Origin of the sequence: Pantoea agglomerans NBRC 102470, from assembly GCF_001598475.1 — a bacterium.
Taxonomy (GTDB): Bacteria; Pseudomonadota; Gammaproteobacteria; order Enterobacterales; family Enterobacteriaceae; genus Pantoea; species Pantoea agglomerans.
On record NZ_BCZA01000004.1, the window covers coordinates 143,650 to 159,041 of the forward strand.

13 protein-coding genes and 1 other RNA gene are annotated in these 15,392 nt (G+C 56.9%); 4 read left to right on the forward strand and 10 right to left on the reverse strand.

The features are described 5' to 3' along the window. Window positions 1–30 precede the first annotated feature (30 nt). From gcvP to PAG01S_RS09190, 7 genes are all read right to left on the reverse strand, one after another. Window positions 31–2,904 carry an aminomethyl-transferring glycine dehydrogenase gene (gcvP, locus tag PAG01S_RS09160; protein ID WP_062758382.1) on the reverse strand — a complete coding sequence of 958 codons (2,874 nt, stop codon included), beginning with the start codon at window positions 2,902–2,904 and terminating at the stop codon, window positions 31–33. Between the two features lie 80 nt (window positions 2,905–2,984). Then, entirely contained in the window at window positions 2,985–3,371 is a 387-nt protein-coding gene (gene gcvH, locus PAG01S_RS09165; RefSeq protein WP_010248802.1) for a glycine cleavage system protein GcvH, read from the reverse strand. A gap of 23 nt (window positions 3,372–3,394) precedes the next feature. Continuing rightward, window positions 3,395–4,492, reverse strand: coding sequence for a glycine cleavage system aminomethyltransferase GcvT (gene gcvT, locus PAG01S_RS09170; RefSeq protein WP_062758384.1), 1,098 nt, complete (start codon window positions 4,490–4,492; stop codon window positions 3,395–3,397). Between the two features lie 432 nt (window positions 4,493–4,924). Beyond that, entirely contained in the window at window positions 4,925–6,127 is a 1,203-nt protein-coding gene (ubiI, locus tag PAG01S_RS09175; protein WP_010671056.1) for an FAD-dependent 2-octaprenylphenol hydroxylase, read from the reverse strand. A 13-nt stretch (window positions 6,128–6,140) separates the two neighbouring features. Then, window positions 6,141–7,319: a 2-octaprenyl-6-methoxyphenyl hydroxylase gene (gene ubiH / locus PAG01S_RS09180; protein WP_062758385.1), complete on the reverse strand. Its 1,179-nt coding sequence runs from the start codon at window positions 7,317–7,319 to the stop codon at window positions 6,141–6,143. Further along, on the reverse strand, window positions 7,316–8,638 hold the full coding sequence (gene pepP / locus PAG01S_RS09185) for a Xaa-Pro aminopeptidase (RefSeq protein WP_080717682.1): 1,323 nt from the start codon (window positions 8,636–8,638) through the stop codon (window positions 7,316–7,318). Before pepP ends, ubiH begins: the two co-directional genes overlap by 4 nt. Window positions 8,639–8,684: 46 nt before the next feature. Continuing rightward, window positions 8,685–9,263, reverse strand: a complete 579-nt coding sequence (locus PAG01S_RS09190) for a YecA/YgfB family protein (RefSeq protein WP_022623836.1) — start codon at window positions 9,261–9,263, stop codon at window positions 8,685–8,687. A 170-nt stretch (window positions 9,264–9,433) separates the two neighbouring features. On the opposite strand from PAG01S_RS09190, the gene zapA reads away from it, so the two are divergent. The 3 genes from zapA (at window position 9,434) to PAG01S_RS09205 (ending at window position 10,671) form a co-directional block, all read left to right on the forward strand. Beyond that, window positions 9,434–9,763, forward strand: a complete 330-nt coding sequence (gene zapA, locus PAG01S_RS09195; RefSeq protein ID WP_008925677.1) for a cell division protein ZapA — start codon at window positions 9,434–9,436, stop codon at window positions 9,761–9,763. A gap of 39 nt (window positions 9,764–9,802) precedes the next feature. Then, window positions 9,803–9,985: non-coding RNA, 6S RNA (ssrS, locus tag PAG01S_RS09200), on the forward strand. Window positions 9,986–10,077: 92 nt separating this feature from the next. Next, window positions 10,078–10,671: a 5-formyltetrahydrofolate cyclo-ligase gene (locus PAG01S_RS09205; RefSeq protein ID WP_010671060.1), complete on the forward strand. Its 594-nt coding sequence runs from the start codon at window positions 10,078–10,080 to the stop codon at window positions 10,669–10,671. Window positions 10,672–11,015: 344 nt separating this feature from the next. Here PAG01S_RS09205 and serA read toward each other — a convergent pair whose 3' ends face one another. Continuing rightward, window positions 11,016–12,254, reverse strand: coding sequence for a phosphoglycerate dehydrogenase (serA, locus tag PAG01S_RS09210; protein WP_010248817.1), 1,239 nt, complete (start codon window positions 12,252–12,254; stop codon window positions 11,016–11,018). Window positions 12,255–12,533: 279 nt separating this feature from the next. Next, window positions 12,534–13,193 (reverse strand): ribose-5-phosphate isomerase RpiA, encoded by a 660-nt coding sequence (gene rpiA, locus PAG01S_RS09215; protein ID WP_010248819.1) that lies wholly within the window; start codon window positions 13,191–13,193, stop codon window positions 12,534–12,536. 182 nt (window positions 13,194–13,375) lie between these two features. Between rpiA and PAG01S_RS09220 the strand changes: the two genes are divergently transcribed. Next, window positions 13,376–14,281 carry a LysR family transcriptional regulator ArgP gene (locus PAG01S_RS09220; protein WP_010248822.1) on the forward strand — a complete coding sequence of 302 codons (906 nt, stop codon included), beginning with the start codon at window positions 13,376–13,378 and terminating at the stop codon, window positions 14,279–14,281. A 256-nt stretch (window positions 14,282–14,537) separates the two neighbouring features. Here the strand turns inward: PAG01S_RS09220 and PAG01S_RS09225 are convergent, their stop codons facing one another. Continuing rightward, window positions 14,538–15,260, reverse strand: coding sequence for an oxidative stress defense protein (locus tag PAG01S_RS09225; RefSeq protein WP_010248826.1), 723 nt, complete (start codon window positions 15,258–15,260; stop codon window positions 14,538–14,540). Window positions 15,261–15,392: the final 132 nt, after the last annotated feature.

Here is a 15,392-nt window from a genome sequence, read left to right on the forward strand (position 1 = left end):
CTTTATGGTTAACGTTTGCCTGCGGGAAAATTACTGATAGTCGCTCATCGGCACGCAGGAGCAGAAGAGATTACGGTCGCCAAACACATCATCCAGACGTTTTACCGTCGGCCAGTATTTGTTGTGGCTGCCCGCCGGGAAGACTGCCAGTTCACGGCTGTAAGGATGTGACCACTCACTGACGATTTCCAGCTGAGTATGCGGCGCATTAACCAGTGGGTTGTCATCCAGCGGCCATTCACCTGACGTCACCCGATCAATCTCCATGCGGATCGCCAGCATCGCGTCGATAAAGCGATCCAGTTCGATTTTGCTCTCCGATTCAGTCGGCTCCACCATCAGGGTGCCCGCCACCGGGAAGGACATCGTTGGTGCGTGGAATCCGTAATCGATCAGGCGCTTAGCAATATCCAGCTCACTGATGCCGGTCTGCTCTTTCAGCGGACGGATGTCGAGAATACATTCGTGCGCCACCCGACCGTCACGGCCAGTGTAGAGCACCGGATAGGCCGACTGCAGGCGGCGGGCAATGTAGTTGGCATTCAGAATCGCAACCGAGCTGGCCTGTTTCAGCCCTTCCGCGCCCATCATGCGAATGTACATCCAGCTGATTGGCAGAATGGATGCACTGCCAAACGGCGCTGCGGATACGGCGCCCTGCTGCGTCAGCACACCGTCAATCTGCACCACGCTGTGTCCTGGCACAAACGGGGCCAGGTGCGCTTTGACGCCAATCGGTCCCATACCCGGACCACCGCCGCCGTGCGGAATGCAGAAGGTTTTATGCAGATTCAGGTGCGAGACATCCGCGCCGATATAGCCAGGCGTGGTGATGCCGACCTGCGCATTCATGTTCGCGCCATCCAGATAAACCTGACCGCCATACTGATGCACGATCTGGCACACTTCGCGAATGGTCTCTTCATAAACGCCGTGGGTTGACGGGTAAGTCACCATGATGCAGGAGAGTTTGTCGCCCGCCTGAGCCGCTTTCTCGCGCAGATCGCCAAGGTCGATGTTGCCCTGTTTATCGCAGGCCACGACCACCACGTCCATGCCCGCCATCTGGGCTGAGGCCGGGTTAGTCCCGTGCGCCGAGCTCGGGATCAGGCAGAGATGACGATCGCCCTCGCCACGGCTTTCGTGATAGCGGCGGATCGCCAGCAGTCCGGCATATTCACCCTGCGCGCCGGAGTTTGGCTGCATACAGAGTGCATCATAGCCGGTGAGCTGCACCAGCCACTGTGAAAGCTGGCCGATCATCTGCAGATAGCCGGTAGCCTGTTCAGCCGGGCAGAATGGATGCAGCTCCGCAAATTCCGGCCAGGTGATCGGGATCATCTCAGCCGCGGCATTGAGCTTCATGGTGCAGGAGCCCAGCGGGATCATCGCCTGATTCAGCGCCAGATCCTTTTTCTCCAGGCTGTGCATGTAGCGCATCATCTCGGTTTCGCTGTGATGACGGTTGAACACCGGATGGGTCAGGATCTCGCTGTGCCGTTGCAGGCCAGCAGGAATCGCGTGGCTTTCGCTGGCCACTTCGCTGTCGAGCTTTTCCAGGTCCTGGCCGTGTTCATCACCCAGCAGAATGGCAAACAGCGCCAGAATATCTTCGCGGCAGGTGGTTTCATCCAGCGTGATGCCCACGGCGTTATGGATGTCGCTACGCAGGTTAACGCCAAAGCTCAGGGCGCGATTCAGCACAGCGGCTTTATCCGCCACTTCCACCGTCAGCGTATCGAACCAGTGCTGATGGCGCAGCTTCAGGCCGCCCTGTTGCAGTCCCGCCGCCAGAATGTTGGTGAAGCGATGAATGCGTGAGGCAATGCGCTTCAGGCCCGCCGGGCCGTGGAACACCGCATAGAGACCGGCGATGTTTGCCAGCAGCACCTGCGACGTACAGATGTTGGAGTTGGCCTTTTCACGGCGGATATGTTGTTCACGGGTCTGCATCGCCATACGCAGCGCCGTGTTGCCCGCTGCATCACGTGAAACACCAATGATACGGCCTGGCATAGAGCGTTTATGCTCGTCGCGGCTGGCGAAAAAGGCCGCGTGAGGGCCGCCGTAGCCCATTGGCACGCCGAAGCGCTGAGCTGAACCAAAGACAATGTCTGCACCCTGTTTGCCTGGCGCTTCCAGTAACACCAGCGACATAAAGTCCGCCGCCACGCTGACCACCACTTTGCGGGCTTTCAGTCCGGCAATCAGCGCGCTGTAATCGTGCGCTTCGCCGGTGGTGCCCACCTGTTGCAGCAGCACACCAAACAGGTCGTCATGATCGGGTGCTTTGTCCGCGCTATCAATAATCAGTTCGAAACCGAACGTCTCCGCACGGGTGCGGACCACATCCAGCGTCTGCGGATGGATATCATCGGCAATGAAGAATTTATTGGCATTTTTGAGCTTACTGACGCGTTTTGCCATCGCCATCGCTTCAGCGGCAGCGGTTGCTTCGTCCAGCAGTGAGGCGGACGCGATATCCATGCCGGTAAGATCCAGCGTCAGCTGCTGGAAGTTCAGCAGCGCTTCCAGACGGCCCTGGGAGACCTCAGGCTGATACGGGGTATAGGCGGTGTACCAGCCCGGATTCTCCAGCATATTACGCAGGATGACCGGCGGGGTGATCACCGCGCTGTATCCCATACCGATCCAGGATTTGTAACGCAGATTCTGGCTGGCAATCGCTTTCAGTTCGGCCAGAGCCTGCTGTTCAGTGGCGGCTTCGCCAACCGCTGGCGGGCCTGGCAGCTGAATGTCTGCCGGCACAATCGTGCTGATTAACACTTCCAGCGAACGGGCACCAATAGCGTCAAGCATCTGCGCCTGCTGCTCAGGTGAAGGACCGATATGGCGCTCAATGAATGCACCGTTGTGTTCAAGCTGGCTGAGAGTCTGAGTCATTAGCAGTAAATCCTGAATCGGGCTGGGGGAACCGGAGAGCAAACATAAATCTGCGGCCTCTGTGTGAGGCCGCCTGACGACTACTCGTCGATGGAGGCTTTGTAAGCATCCGCATCCAGCAGCGTGTCGATTTCAGACGCGTCGCTGGCTTTGATTTTGAATAACCAGCCGCCTTCATAAGGCTCGCTGTTGACCTGCTCCGGTGAGTCAGTCAGTGCTTCGTTGACCGCCACAATCTCACCGCTGATCGGCGCATAGATATCTGAAGCCGCTTTAACGGATTCCGCGACCGCGCACTCTTCACCAGCGGCAAACGTCGCGCCCACTTCCGGCAGATCGACAAACACCATGTCGCCCAGTAGCTCCTGCGCGTGTTCAGTGATACCCACGGTGTAGCTGCCATCTTCTTCTTTGCGCACCCACTCGTGGCTGTCGCGGTACTTCAACGTATTCGGCACATTGCTCATTGGCCATTTCTCCTGAATAAAATTTACTGAGCGACCGGTTTACCGGCGCGGACAAAAACGGGACGGGTAACCTGGACCGGCATCTGGCGGTTACGGATCTCAACGATGGCGGTGCTGCCGACTGAGGCCGGTACGCGCGCCAGGGCGATGCTGCAACCCAGCGTCGGAGAGAAAGAGCCACTGGTGATGATCCCCTCCTGCGGCTGCCCCTGGTCATCGGTAAAACGCACCGGCAAGCCGTTACGCAGCACCCCTTTTTCTGTGAGGATCAGCCCCACCAGCTTTTCGGTACCGCGTTCACGCTGCAGTTCCAGCGCTTCCCGGCCGACGAAATCGCGGTCAGCAGGTTCCCAGCAGACCGTCCAGCCCATGTTGGCAGCCAGCGGTGAAACGCCTTCATCCATCTCCTGACCATACAGATTCATACCCGCTTCCAGACGCAGCGTGTCACGTGCGCCCAGTCCGGCAGGTTTAACGCCAGCAGCCAGCAGACGCTGCCAGAAATCGGCCGCCTCCTCTGCAGGCATAGCAATCTCATATCCCGCTTCGCCGGTATAGCCGGTGGTGGCGATAAACAGGTCGCCCGCCTGCACGCCGAAAAATGGCTTCATGCCGGCAACAGCCTGACGTTGCTCCTCGCTGAACAGCGTCTGAGCCTTCTGCTGCGCCTGCGGACCCTGCACGGCAATCAGCGCCAGGTCGTCGCGTTCCGTCAGCGTAATGCCATAGCCCTGCGCGTGTTGCGTGATCCAGGCAAGATCGTTTTCACGGGTGGCAGAGTTCACCACCAGGCGGAAGAACTCTTCGCTCATAAAGTAAACAATCAAATCGTCAATGACGCCACCCGAGGCATTCAGCATCCCGGTGTAGAGCGCTTTGCCTGGCTGGGTCAGTTTTGCCACATCATTTGCCAGCAGGTAGCGCAGGAATTCACGGGTACGCGGGCCTGTCAGGTCGACGATGGTCATGTGAGAGACATCAAACATACCGGCGTCGGTGCGCACCACATGATGTTCATCCATCTGGGAGCCATAGTGCAGCGGCATCATCCAGCCATGAAAATCCACCATGCGGGCACCGCAGGCCTGATGCTGTTCAAACAGAGGTGTTTGCTGAGTCATAACCATCCTGTGCAGAAGCGAGTAAGTGCAAAAGTGCGCCGGAATTCAGTGCCGACGCAAACGTTCTCTTATGGCTGACGTTACCACCGAATCTGACGATTAACCATAAGCAAACCGGGGTCGAAAGCAGAGGCACAGCCTAACCAGGAACGGCTGCCAACAGGATATAAAACTGCAATTTTGTGATTAATCGCGCAATAAATGCAGGGAATTTAAATATACGCAGCAAATTTATGCGGGATGGCATTCAGGATGTTAAAAAAATCCCGCGCTTAGCGGACAGAAGAATGAGAAAAAGTAATGCGAATTCGCCCGCAAAATTAGAATAAATCAAACGAAGACCTGTGCTGGTGCAGCGTTGCCTTTTTGTGGTGCAGAGCGGTGTCAGGCATAAAAAAAGCCAGCAGAAGCTGGCTTAACAGAAGGGCAGATTTAGCGTAGCCAGGCGGGCAGATCATTCAGGCCCATCGCCTGCTTCAGCATCATGGGTTTAACACCCGGCAGGCGGTCAGCCAGTTTCAGACCCACGTCGCGCAGCAATTTTTTCGCCGGATTATTGCCTGCGAACATTTCACGGAAGCCCTGCATTCCCGCCAGCATCATCGCGGCGCTGTGCTTACGGCTGCGCTCATAGCGTCGCAGATAGAGGTGCTGACCAATATCTTTGCCCTGCTGATGCAGGCGGCGAATCTCACCGATCAGCTCGGCGGCATCCATAAACCCAAGGTTAACGCCCTGACCCGCCAGCGGATGAATGGTGTGAGCCGCATCGCCCACCAGCGCCAGACGGTGTGCCGCGAAGTTGCGGGCATAGCGCGCCACCAGCGGAAACGATTTGCGCTCGCTTTCCAGCTGGCACAGGCCGAGCCGCATATCAAACGCCACCGAGAGCTGCTGATTGAACAGCGCTTCCGGCATGGTTTCCAGACGGCTCGCTTCCTGCGGCGAGAGCGACCAGACGATGGAACTGAGATGCGGATCCTGCATCGGCAGGAAAGCCAGAATGCCGTCGCCGTGGAACACCTGGCGCGCTACTGCGTCGTGCGGCTTCTCAGTGCGGACGTTTGCCACTAACGCATGGTGATCGTAATCCCAGAAGGTCAGCGGAATATCGGCTTTGTTGCGCAGCCAGGAGTTAGCGCCGTCAGCGGCAATCATTAATCGCGCACTTAACATGCTGCCATCCTGCAGAGTAACAAAGGCTTCGTTGTCACCAAACGCGACCTGCTGTAACTGCGAGGGTGCCATTATCGTCACGTCGCTGCAGGCGCTGGCACGTTGCCAGAGCGCATTGTGGATCACCGGGTTTTCAATGATATGACCCAGATGCGACAGGCCCTGCTGCTCATCATCAAAGGCGATGGAGCCGAAGCTGTCCTTATCCCACACTTCCATACCGTGATAAGCGCTGGCGCGCAGCGAGAGAATGGTCGACCAGACATCCAGCTTCTGCAGCAGCCGTTCGCTGGCGGCATTGATTGCCGACACGCGAACTGACGGTGACGCACTCAGCGCCAGCGGTGGCTCCGGTGATTTTTCCAGTACGGCGATGCGCAGTCCGCTGCCCTGCAAGCCGCAGGCCACCGCCAGTCCCACCATACCGCCACCGGCAATCACCACATCAAAAGTTTGCATCTGAGCCTCTTTATTAACGCTTAACCCAGCCAAGCGTGCGCTCAGCCAGTTGATTTCTTAACCACGGCAGATGATCCATCGCCAGCAGGCCCAGGTTACGTCCTGCCACCAGCGGGCCATAGCGATTCGCAAAGACGCGAACCAGTCCGTCGGTGATACCGATGGTGGCGGCGCGGTCGGGCTGACGACGCTGCTGGTAATGATGCAGCACCGCATAGCTGCCGGGGTCCTGCTGCTGCCGATGGGCGGCTGCCAGCGTTTCAGCCAGCGACATCACATCTCGCAGGCCCAGGTTGAAGCCCTGCCCGGCAATCGGATGCAGCGTCTGCGCCGCATTGCCCACCACCGCCACGCGATGCGTCACTGGCGACATCGCCCGGTGCAGCGCCAGCGGGTAATACTCACGCTGGCCGGTGTGGGTAAATTTACCCAGCCGCCAGCCAAAGGCACGCTGCAGCTGGCGGAGGAATTCGGCCTCGCTCCACTGCTCAATGCGTTCACGCTGCGAAACCGGATGACACCAGACCAGCGACAGGCGATTGCCGGACATCGGCAACAGCGCCAGCGGGCCATGTTCGGTAAAACGTTCAAATGCCCGGCCCTGATGGGGCAGCGCGGTGGAAACATTGGCAATCACGGCAAGCTGTTCATAGTCGTCTCTTTGCCACTGAATGCCGCACGAAGCCGCCAGCGCAGAGCGCGTGCCATCTGCCGCCACCAGCAGTTTGCCGCTGAGTTGTTCGCCACTGTCCAGCGTCACCTCAACCTGCTGCTCATGGCGGTTAGCCTGGATGACACGAGCCGGACAGCGCAGCGTTACGCCGGGTGCTTTTTTCAGTTCCGCAAACAGACGCTGACCGACGTCAAACAGCTCGACAACCTGTCCCAGCGCCGGAATAGCGTAGTCAGACGCCGCCAGCGACACAAAACCGGCGTGACCGCGATCGGAGACATGGATGTCGGTAATCGGCGTGGCACAACGGGCGATGTGCTGCCACAGATTGATGTCCGCAAGCTGCTGGCAGGTACCGGCAGAGAGCGCAATAGCGCGGCCATCGAAACCGGGATGCGCCCGACTGCCAGGCTCGCTGCTTTCAATCAGCGTTACCGGCAGTGTGCCCTGGGTCAGATGGGAGATCGCCATCGCCAGCGTCGCCCCGGTCATGCCGCCACCGGCAATCAGAATCGTCATGCCTGTTTTGCCGCCGCCATCAGTGCTTCAATCTCATCCGCCTCTTTCACGACGCTGTCGGTGAGATTTTCAATGCCATCTTCAGTGATCACAATGTCATCTTCGATTCGGATACCAATGCCGCGATACTGCGCGGGCACGTCGGCATCCGGTGCGATATAAAGACCCGGCTCGACGGTTAACACCATGCCGGGCTCCAGTACGCGGTCGCGGCTCGGGGTGCCGTAGTGGCCGACATCATGCACATCCAGTCCCAGCCAGTGGCCCAGGCCATGCATATAGAACTGACGATGGACTTCCTCGGCGATCAATGTATCGACGTCGCCCTCCAGGATGCCCAGCTCCACCAGCCCGGTGACCATGATACGCACCACTTCATCATTCACTTCACGAATGCTGATGCCCGGCCGGAACAGTTCAAGCGAGCGGTTGAGGCAAGCCAGCACGATGTCATAAATCGCGCGCTGCGCCGGGCTGAATTTGCCGTTAACCGGGAAGGTGCGGGTGATATCGCCTGCATAGCCGTGGAACTCACAGCCTGCATCGATCAGCACCAGATCGCCGTCGCGCATTTCGCTTTCGTTTTCGGTGTAGTGCAAAATGCAGCCGTTAACTCCGGCACCCACAATGGTGTTATAGGAGGGAAAACGCGCGCCGTGACGGTTAAATTCGTGCTGAATTTCCCCTTCGAGCTGATACTCGAACAGGCCTGGCCGGCAGGTTTGCATGGCGCGGGTATGCGCCAGTGCACTGATTTTCCCGGCGCGACGTAACAGTTCAATCTCATCCGCATCTTTAAACAGGCGCATCTCATGCACCCAGGGACGCCAGTCAGTGAGGGTATCGGGCGCACTGAGATGCTGGCGGAAGCCGCGACGCAGCTTATCCAGCGCGCTGAACACCAGTGTGTCCGCGTGGGCATATTCGCCCTGCGCATGGTAAACCACATCCAGGCCATTCAGCAGCAGGTGCAGCTGGTCACCAATATCATTCCAGGGTAAAGCGCGATCGACGCCCAGTTTGTCGGGTGCGGCCTCCTGACCCAGACGGCGGCCAGACCAGGTTTCCGCCGCAGGATCGCGCACGCGATTAAACAACACGCTGTGGTTATGATTCTCATCGCTTTTGATCAGCACCAGCAACGCCTGCGGCTCGTTAAAACCGGTGAAATACCAGAAGTCGCTGCTCTGGCGGAACGGATATTCGGTGTCATTACTGCGCATCACTTCTGGCGCAGCAAAGATTAACGCTGCGCTGCCAGGCACCATCTTCGCCAGCAGCGCCTGACGACGCTGCAGGAATCGTTCCAGTGAAATCATCTCTGCACTCCCTGTAAACTGACCGGTTAAACTCGTTGACCTGAAATTAGTGTAGCGTCGGTTTTTGCACTTCTGGCGCGGTTGGCTGCGGGCGGGTGAACGTATCGTGGCACAGCAGCGCGGCGACACGAACGTACTCAATCACCTCCTCCAGCGACTGCTCCAGCTCCTCCTGGTCTTCATCTTCTTCGTAACCGAGCTGTGCGATAGTGCGCAGATCATCGATTGCTTCGCCGGTTTCGCCGGTGACTTTATCCAGTTTAGGCTGTGTTACGCCCAGGCCGAGCAGAAAATGGTTAACCCAGCCCGCCAGCGCGTCGGCACGGTCAAATACAGTGATATCGTCGTCAGCAGGCAGCAGCAGCTGAAACAGGAAGCCTTCATCTTCCAGCGTGGTCGCCGTATGCTCGTGTAGTTCCGCCAGTGGCACGGCAAGAGTGTGTGAAAACGCCATGCCTTCGTTAGCCAGATCGTGTACCAGCGTCTTCCAGCTGGTGTCCTGGTTACCACCGCAGAGGATCCCGCTCAGCAGGCCGTGCATTTCTGCGGGCGTCATTCCAACACCCTGCTGTGAGAGCACCGCCGCGAGCGCGTTGTAATCGGGGGTTGCGTTCTGTAAGGACATAAGTTTTCATCGTCGTTGGCAGAATAAGTTCGTGTTATGCTACCACTAGCTGCCTCAAGGTTTCCAGAAAAGGGGTTGTATCTTATTTCGTGGGTCTATATAGTTGCCCGCCTCCCAAGCCATTGACTGCTAAGGGAGTTGCGAGCGAAGTAATCAGTCAGGAAGGTGGCATGTCTGCACAACCGGTAGATTTACAAATTTTTGGTCGTTCGTTGAGAGTAAATTGTCCGCCAGAGCAGCAAGATGCGCTCAATAGCGCGGCTGAAGATCTCAATCAACGGTTGCAAGATCTAAAAGTTCGCACTAGAGTCACCAATACAGAACAACTGGTGTTCATCGCCGCGTTAAACGTCTGCCACGAGCTGGCGCAAGAGAAAGTGAAAACGCGCGATTATGCTGCTAATATGGAACAGCGTATCCGTATGTTGCAGCAGACGATTGAACAGGCATTAGTTGAGCAGGGTCGCATCTCTGAGCGTGAGGGTGCGAAGTTCGAATAAAACTTCATGGTTGCTATACTTAAGTAACGGTGAGGTAAATTTTCTCTGAGATGTTTGCATGTGGGCCAGTCCCCTGAGCCGATATTTCGAAAAAACAGAATGTGACGCTCGTAACCTGTGTGCATGCTCGGTTCGTCCGAGAAGCCTGATGGTTATGACGGCATGTTCACCTTGAACCAAGGGTTCAAGGGTTACAGCCTACGGCGGCATCTCGGAGATCTCTCTTCCTGTAGTCCTGCTTTTTTCCCCTGACTGACATGTTATAGTCGCTCAACAGCGACTTATCCGGCGGGGAAATCATGTCTGAACCTTCCATGTCTGAACCTTCAATGACCCAGCGTCAGGCGATTCGCCAGCATGTGCGACATCTGCGACGGGCACTTACCGATGAGCAGCAAACGCAGGCCGCTGAGCAGCTCGCTGAACATGCGCTCAACTACGCCCCGGTGACTGAAGCGCGCAATATCGCCCTGTTTCTGTCGGTGGATGGCGAACTGAATACCCGCCCGCTGATTGCGCGCCTCTGGCATCTGAAGAAAACGGTCTGTCTGCCGGTTTTACACCCCTTCTCTCCCGGTAATTTGTTGTTTCTGCGCTACTCGCCCGATACTCCATTGCTCAAAAATAAGCTGCGCATTCCTGAACCGCCGCTGGATATCCGGCAGGTGATCACCCTTGATCAACTGGATCTGATGATGGTGCCGCTGGTGGCGTTTGATCAGCATGGACAGCGTCTGGGGATGGGCGGCGGCTTCTACGATCGCACCCTGCAGAACTGGCGGCAGCACGGTTTTTTGCCGGTGGGCCTGGCACACGATTGTCAGCAGGTCGATAGCCTGCCGGTGGCAGAATGGGATGTGCCTTTGCCGGCGGTAATGACGCCATCAAAACTCTGGCAGTGGGAGTAGAAGAGTCGCTTTTGCAGACAAGTGAAAACCCATACCTGGGCGCATCTGGCAGCAATGAAATAGCTCAACGCGCAGGGAACATGGTCAGAAGAGGAAAGCGTCCCGCCGCCCGGATAAAAACGCCGGGAGCGTTTTTAAACAACGCAACGCGTTGGCCCGGTTACGGGCGCACCTCAGGGATGAGGTGCGTAATCGCGCGGGCCGGGCATGCCATGGATGGCGGCTTTTGCATCTTTCCGATCTGACCGTGTTCCCTTCGCAGTCTCGGTCTTACAGCAAATCGGGACAGCCTGTATTAACTACCTGAAGAGACGCGACTAAGCGCCCGTTCAGGTTGGTAGCGCTTAGTAAAGCAGACGGGCGCGAATGGTACCCGGAATCGCCTTCATCAGTTGCAGCGCGTTCTCAGCCACTTCCGGCTCTGCATCAATGTCGATCACCACATAGCCCATAAACGGCGAGGTTTGCAGATACTGGGCGGCGATGTTGATGCCCTGCTCGGCAAAAATCTGGTTGATGGCCGTCAGCACGCCAGGGCGGTTCTCATGGATATGCAGCAGACGACTGGCGCTGATACCGTGAATCGGCAGTGACACTTCGGGGAAGTTAACAGCCGAGAGAGTCGAGCCGTTATCGGAGTATTTCGCCAGCTTGCCCGCCACTTCAATGCCGATGTTCTCCTGCGCTTCTTCCGTCGAGCCGCCAATGTGCGGCGTCAGGATCACGTTGTCGAACTCACTCAGTGGAGAGATAAACGGCTCGCTGTTGGTAGCTGGCTCGCTCGGGAAGACGTCGATGGCTGCGCCACCCACATGCTTGCTGGCCAGCGCATCGCACAGCGCCGGGATATCCACCACCGTGCCGCGTGAGGCGTTAATCAGCAGCGCGCCAGGCTTCATCTGCGCCAGCTGCTCTGCACCAATCATATCCTGTGTAGAGACGGTTTCCGGCACGTGCAGGCTGACAACGTCGCTCATGTTGAGGAGATCGGCCAGATGGCGTACCTGCGTGGCATTACCCAGCGGCAGCTTGTTTTCAATGTCGTAGAAGAAAACATGCATACCCAGGCTTTCTGCCAGCACGCCCAGCTGCATTCCGATGTGGCCGTAACCGATAATACCCAGTTTTTTGCCACGCGCTTCAAATGAGCCTTTGGCAATCTTATTCCAGATGCCACGGTGTGCTTTCGCATTCGCTTCCGGGATGCCACGCAGCATCAGCAGCATCTCACCAATCACCAGCTCCGCAACCGAGCGGGTATTTGAGAACGGCGCATTGAACACGGGAATACCCCGGCTGGCAGCCGCCTGCAGATCAACCTGGTTGGTGCCGATACAGAAACAGCCAACGGCGACCAGCTTTTCAGCCGCCGCAAAAATCTCTTCAGTGAGCTGGGAGCGGGAACGGATACCAATAAAGTGTGCATCACGGATCGATGCTTTTAACGCGTCGGAATCCAGTGCGCCCTTATGGAATTCGATGTTGGTATAGCCTGCAGCCCGCAGGTTCTCCAGCGCGCTCTGATGGACACCTTCCACCAGCAGGAACTTAATCTTATCTTTTTCCAGTGATACCTTTGCCATTTCCCGATCCTATTCAGCATTCAATGAGGACTACCATAAGCCAGCCTTCTGTCAAAATATCAAAAAAATCGCGTCGGGCAATACAAACGATTGCCCGGCCGCCAGCACGGCAGCGGCTGACGGCAGCACATTGCCGGACAAAATAAGGAGGTCGGACTGGAAGAGAGAACGAACCCGCTGCCGATGACGGTTATGTGACATAAGTCACCAAATTTCACCGCAGCGAGAAAAGATGATTTGCAGGCAGAAATAACCGACGCCGCATCGACGCCGGACAGATCATTTTTTGATGGTTTTCACGCCATCAGGCCCGCCAATCAGTGCAATATCGGCACCACGCGCGGCAAAAAGGCCCACGGTAACGACGCCAGGCAAGGCGTTGATGGTTTTTTCCAGCTCAATGGGATCGAGAATGCGCAGATTATGCACATCGAGAATAATGTTGCCGTTATCGGTGACCACGTTCTGACGATACTCAGGCAAGCCGCCCATTTTCACCAGCTGACGCGCCACATAACTGCGCGCCATTGGGATCACCTCGACCGGCAGCGGGAAACGGCCCAGCACATCGACCTCTTTTGAAGCGTCAGCGATACAGATAAAGGTTTCAGCCACGGCGGCCACGATCTTTTCGCGCGTCAGCGCCGCGCCGCCGCCTTTGATCATCTGCATCTGTGGGTTGATCTCATCCGCGCCATCTACGTACACCGACAGCAGGTCAATCTCGTTCAGGTCGAACACCTGAATACCCAGGCTCTTCAGCTTCTGGGTTGAGGCATCCGAGCTGGAGACGGCACCTTCAATCTGATGCCTGACCGTGGCAAGCGCATCGATAAAGTGGGCAGCGGTGGATCCGGTGCCCACACCAACAACGGTGCCCGGCTGCACGTACTCAAGTGCAGCCCAGCCAACGGCTTTTTTCAGTTCATCCTGGGTCATGGTATGTTTAAAACCTGTGCGACAACGAAGTGCGCGTAGTATAAAACAAGGCTTGCTGAAAATGCTCGGCTGACCGACGCGGATTTATCGCTTTGGAAGCCAGCCCACAAAAAACAAGAGAGCCATCACAGGTGATACTTTTGTGGCATAGTGACATCCATCCTGAAGGAGAGAGAAGAATAATGAAACGCCCGGATTATCGAACGCTTCAGGCGCTGGATTCAGTGATCCGCGAACGCGGATTTGAGCGTGCCGCTCAAAAATTATGTATCACCCAGTCAGCGGTTTCACAGCGTATCAAGCAGCTGGAGAATCTGTTTGGTCAGCCGCTGCTGGTGCGCACCGTGCCACCACGTCCGACCGAACAGGGTCAGAAACTGCTGGCGTTGCTGCACCAGGTGGAACTGCTGGAAGAGGAGTGGCTGGGCGATGAGAACAGTGGCACCACGCCGCTGCTGCTGTCGCTGGCGGTCAATGCCGACAGTCTGGCGACCTGGCTGCTGCCTGCGCTGAAGGATGTGCTGGCAGATTCACCCGTACGCCTGAATCTGCAGGTCGAAGATGAAACCCGCACCCAGGAGCGTCTGCGTCGTGGTGAAGTGGTGGGTGCGGTGAGTATTCAGCCGCAGCCGCTGCCCAGTTGTCTGGTGGATCAGCTCGGTGCGCTCGACTACCTGTTTGTGGCGTCGCGTGACTTTGCCGATCGCTTCTTCCCCAACGGCGTCACCCGCTCTGCCCTGCTGAAAGCGCCTGCGGTGGCGTTTGACCATCTTGATGATATGCATCAGGCCTTCCTGCAACAGAACTTTGATCTCTCACCGGGCAGTGTGCCCTGCCACATCGTGAACTCCTCTGAAGCCTTTGTGCAGATGGCGCGACAGGGTTCAACCTGCTGTATGATCCCGCATCTGCAGATTGAGCGTGAGCTGGCGAGCGGTGAGTTAATAGATCTGACGCCAGGCTTGTGTCAGCGCCGGATGCTCTACTGGCATCGTTTTGCGCCGGAAAGCCGGTTAATGCGTCGGGTGACCGATGCGCTGATTGCGCATGGACATCGGGTACTGCGTCAGGATGACGTCGCAGCCTGAAAACAAAAACGGGGCGAAAGCCCCGTTTTTACTGCTGACAAATTATGCCCCGAACGGCTGTAAGGATGGATTGGCTCAGGGAACAAGGTCAGATCGGAAAGGCGCTTAAGCCAATCCCTGGCCGCTCGCCCCGCGCCGTCCATGGCGCGGGACGCTTTCCTCCTCTGACCATGTTCCCTTCGCTTTGAATTTATTCATTGCGGTCAGATCCTGAGATTCATCGGCAGTCTTAACGGGGCATCAGCCCCGTTTTGCACTATGGCGTATTGGGCTTGATCTCAAACACCACATCAACCTGATCGTCAAAGTTAATGCTCTGCTGATCGTAGGTCTCCTGCGCCGAGGTATCTGCCGCTGCAGCCGCTTTATACATACGGTTCATCGGCATCGGCTGATAGTTAGCGACCTGATAACGAATGCTGTAGATTGATCCCAGTTTCGCGTTAAAGCCTTCAGCCAGCTGTGATGCCTGCTGAGTCGCATTTTTAATCGCTGCTTTACGCGCCTGCTCTTTGTAACTCTCCGGATTTGCCACGCCTAACTCGACGCTACGCACCTCATTCAGACCGGACTTCAGCGCCCCGTCCAGCAGATCATTCAGCTTGTCCAGCTGACGCAGGGTTACCTGCACCTGACGCACCGCACGGTAGCCTTTCAGGACGGATTTACCCTCTTTGGTGTAATCGTACTCAGGCTGGGTGCTCAGGTTTGCCGCATCAATATCTTTCTTCTCAATGCCGTTTTTCTGCAGAAAATCGAAATATTGTGCAACCCGGCTATCCGCCTGCTTTTTCGCATCTGCGGCATCTTTTGACGACACGTTCACCACGATAGAGAGCGTGGCGATATCGGGACGGGCATCGACCGTTGCCTTGCCTGAGGTCACCACGTGTGGCCCGTTCGGTAACTCATCAGCGTGTACGCCAGGCAATGCCCCGGCGCTCATGATTGCGGCCAGAGCCAATGCTTTCAGTTTCATGAAAGTCCTCCTTGAAAAGGTACTATGACGGCTTCCAACCGGCGAAGCCCAACAGCGCATCGGTATGCGCCATGCTTTGAGTGGTCATTATGGCAAAAGTTCGGCCTCCGCGCGGCAATAACCGCACCGGAT

Excerpts from the sequence above, each read along its gene's own strand:
- gcvP (WP_062758382.1), bottom strand. The coding sequence starts at position 2,904 with ATGACTCAGACTCTCAGCCAGCTTGAACACAACGGTGCATTCATTGAG.
- gcvH (WP_010248802.1), bottom strand. The coding sequence starts at position 3,371 with ATGAGCAATGTGCCGAATACGTTGAAGTACCGCGACAGCCACGAGTGG.
- gcvT (WP_062758384.1), bottom strand. The coding sequence starts at position 4,492 with ATGACTCAGCAAACACCTCTGTTTGAACAGCATCAGGCCTGCGGTGCC.
- ubiI (WP_010671056.1), bottom strand. The coding sequence starts at position 6,127 with ATGCAAACTTTTGATGTGGTGATTGCCGGTGGCGGTATGGTGGGACTG.
- ubiH (WP_062758385.1), bottom strand. The coding sequence starts at position 7,319 with ATGACGATTCTGATTGCCGGTGGCGGCATGACCGGGGCGACGCTGGCG.
- pepP (WP_080717682.1), bottom strand. The coding sequence starts at position 8,638 with ATGATTTCACTGGAACGATTCCTGCAGCGTCGTCAGGCGCTGCTGGCG.
- PAG01S_RS09190 (WP_022623836.1), bottom strand. The coding sequence starts at position 9,263 with ATGTCCTTACAGAACGCAACCCCCGATTACAACGCGCTCGCGGCGGTG.
- zapA (WP_008925677.1), top strand. The coding sequence starts at position 9,434 with ATGTCTGCACAACCGGTAGATTTACAAATTTTTGGTCGTTCGTTGAGA.
- PAG01S_RS09205 (WP_010671060.1), top strand. The coding sequence starts at position 10,078 with ATGTCTGAACCTTCAATGACCCAGCGTCAGGCGATTCGCCAGCATGTG.
- serA (WP_010248817.1), bottom strand. The coding sequence starts at position 12,254 with ATGGCAAAGGTATCACTGGAAAAAGATAAGATTAAGTTCCTGCTGGTG.
- rpiA (WP_010248819.1), bottom strand. The coding sequence starts at position 13,193 with ATGACCCAGGATGAACTGAAAAAAGCCGTTGGCTGGGCTGCACTTGAG.
- PAG01S_RS09220 (WP_010248822.1), top strand. The coding sequence starts at position 13,376 with ATGAAACGCCCGGATTATCGAACGCTTCAGGCGCTGGATTCAGTGATC.
- PAG01S_RS09225 (WP_010248826.1), bottom strand. The coding sequence starts at position 15,260 with ATGAAACTGAAAGCATTGGCTCTGGCCGCAATCATGAGCGCCGGGGCA.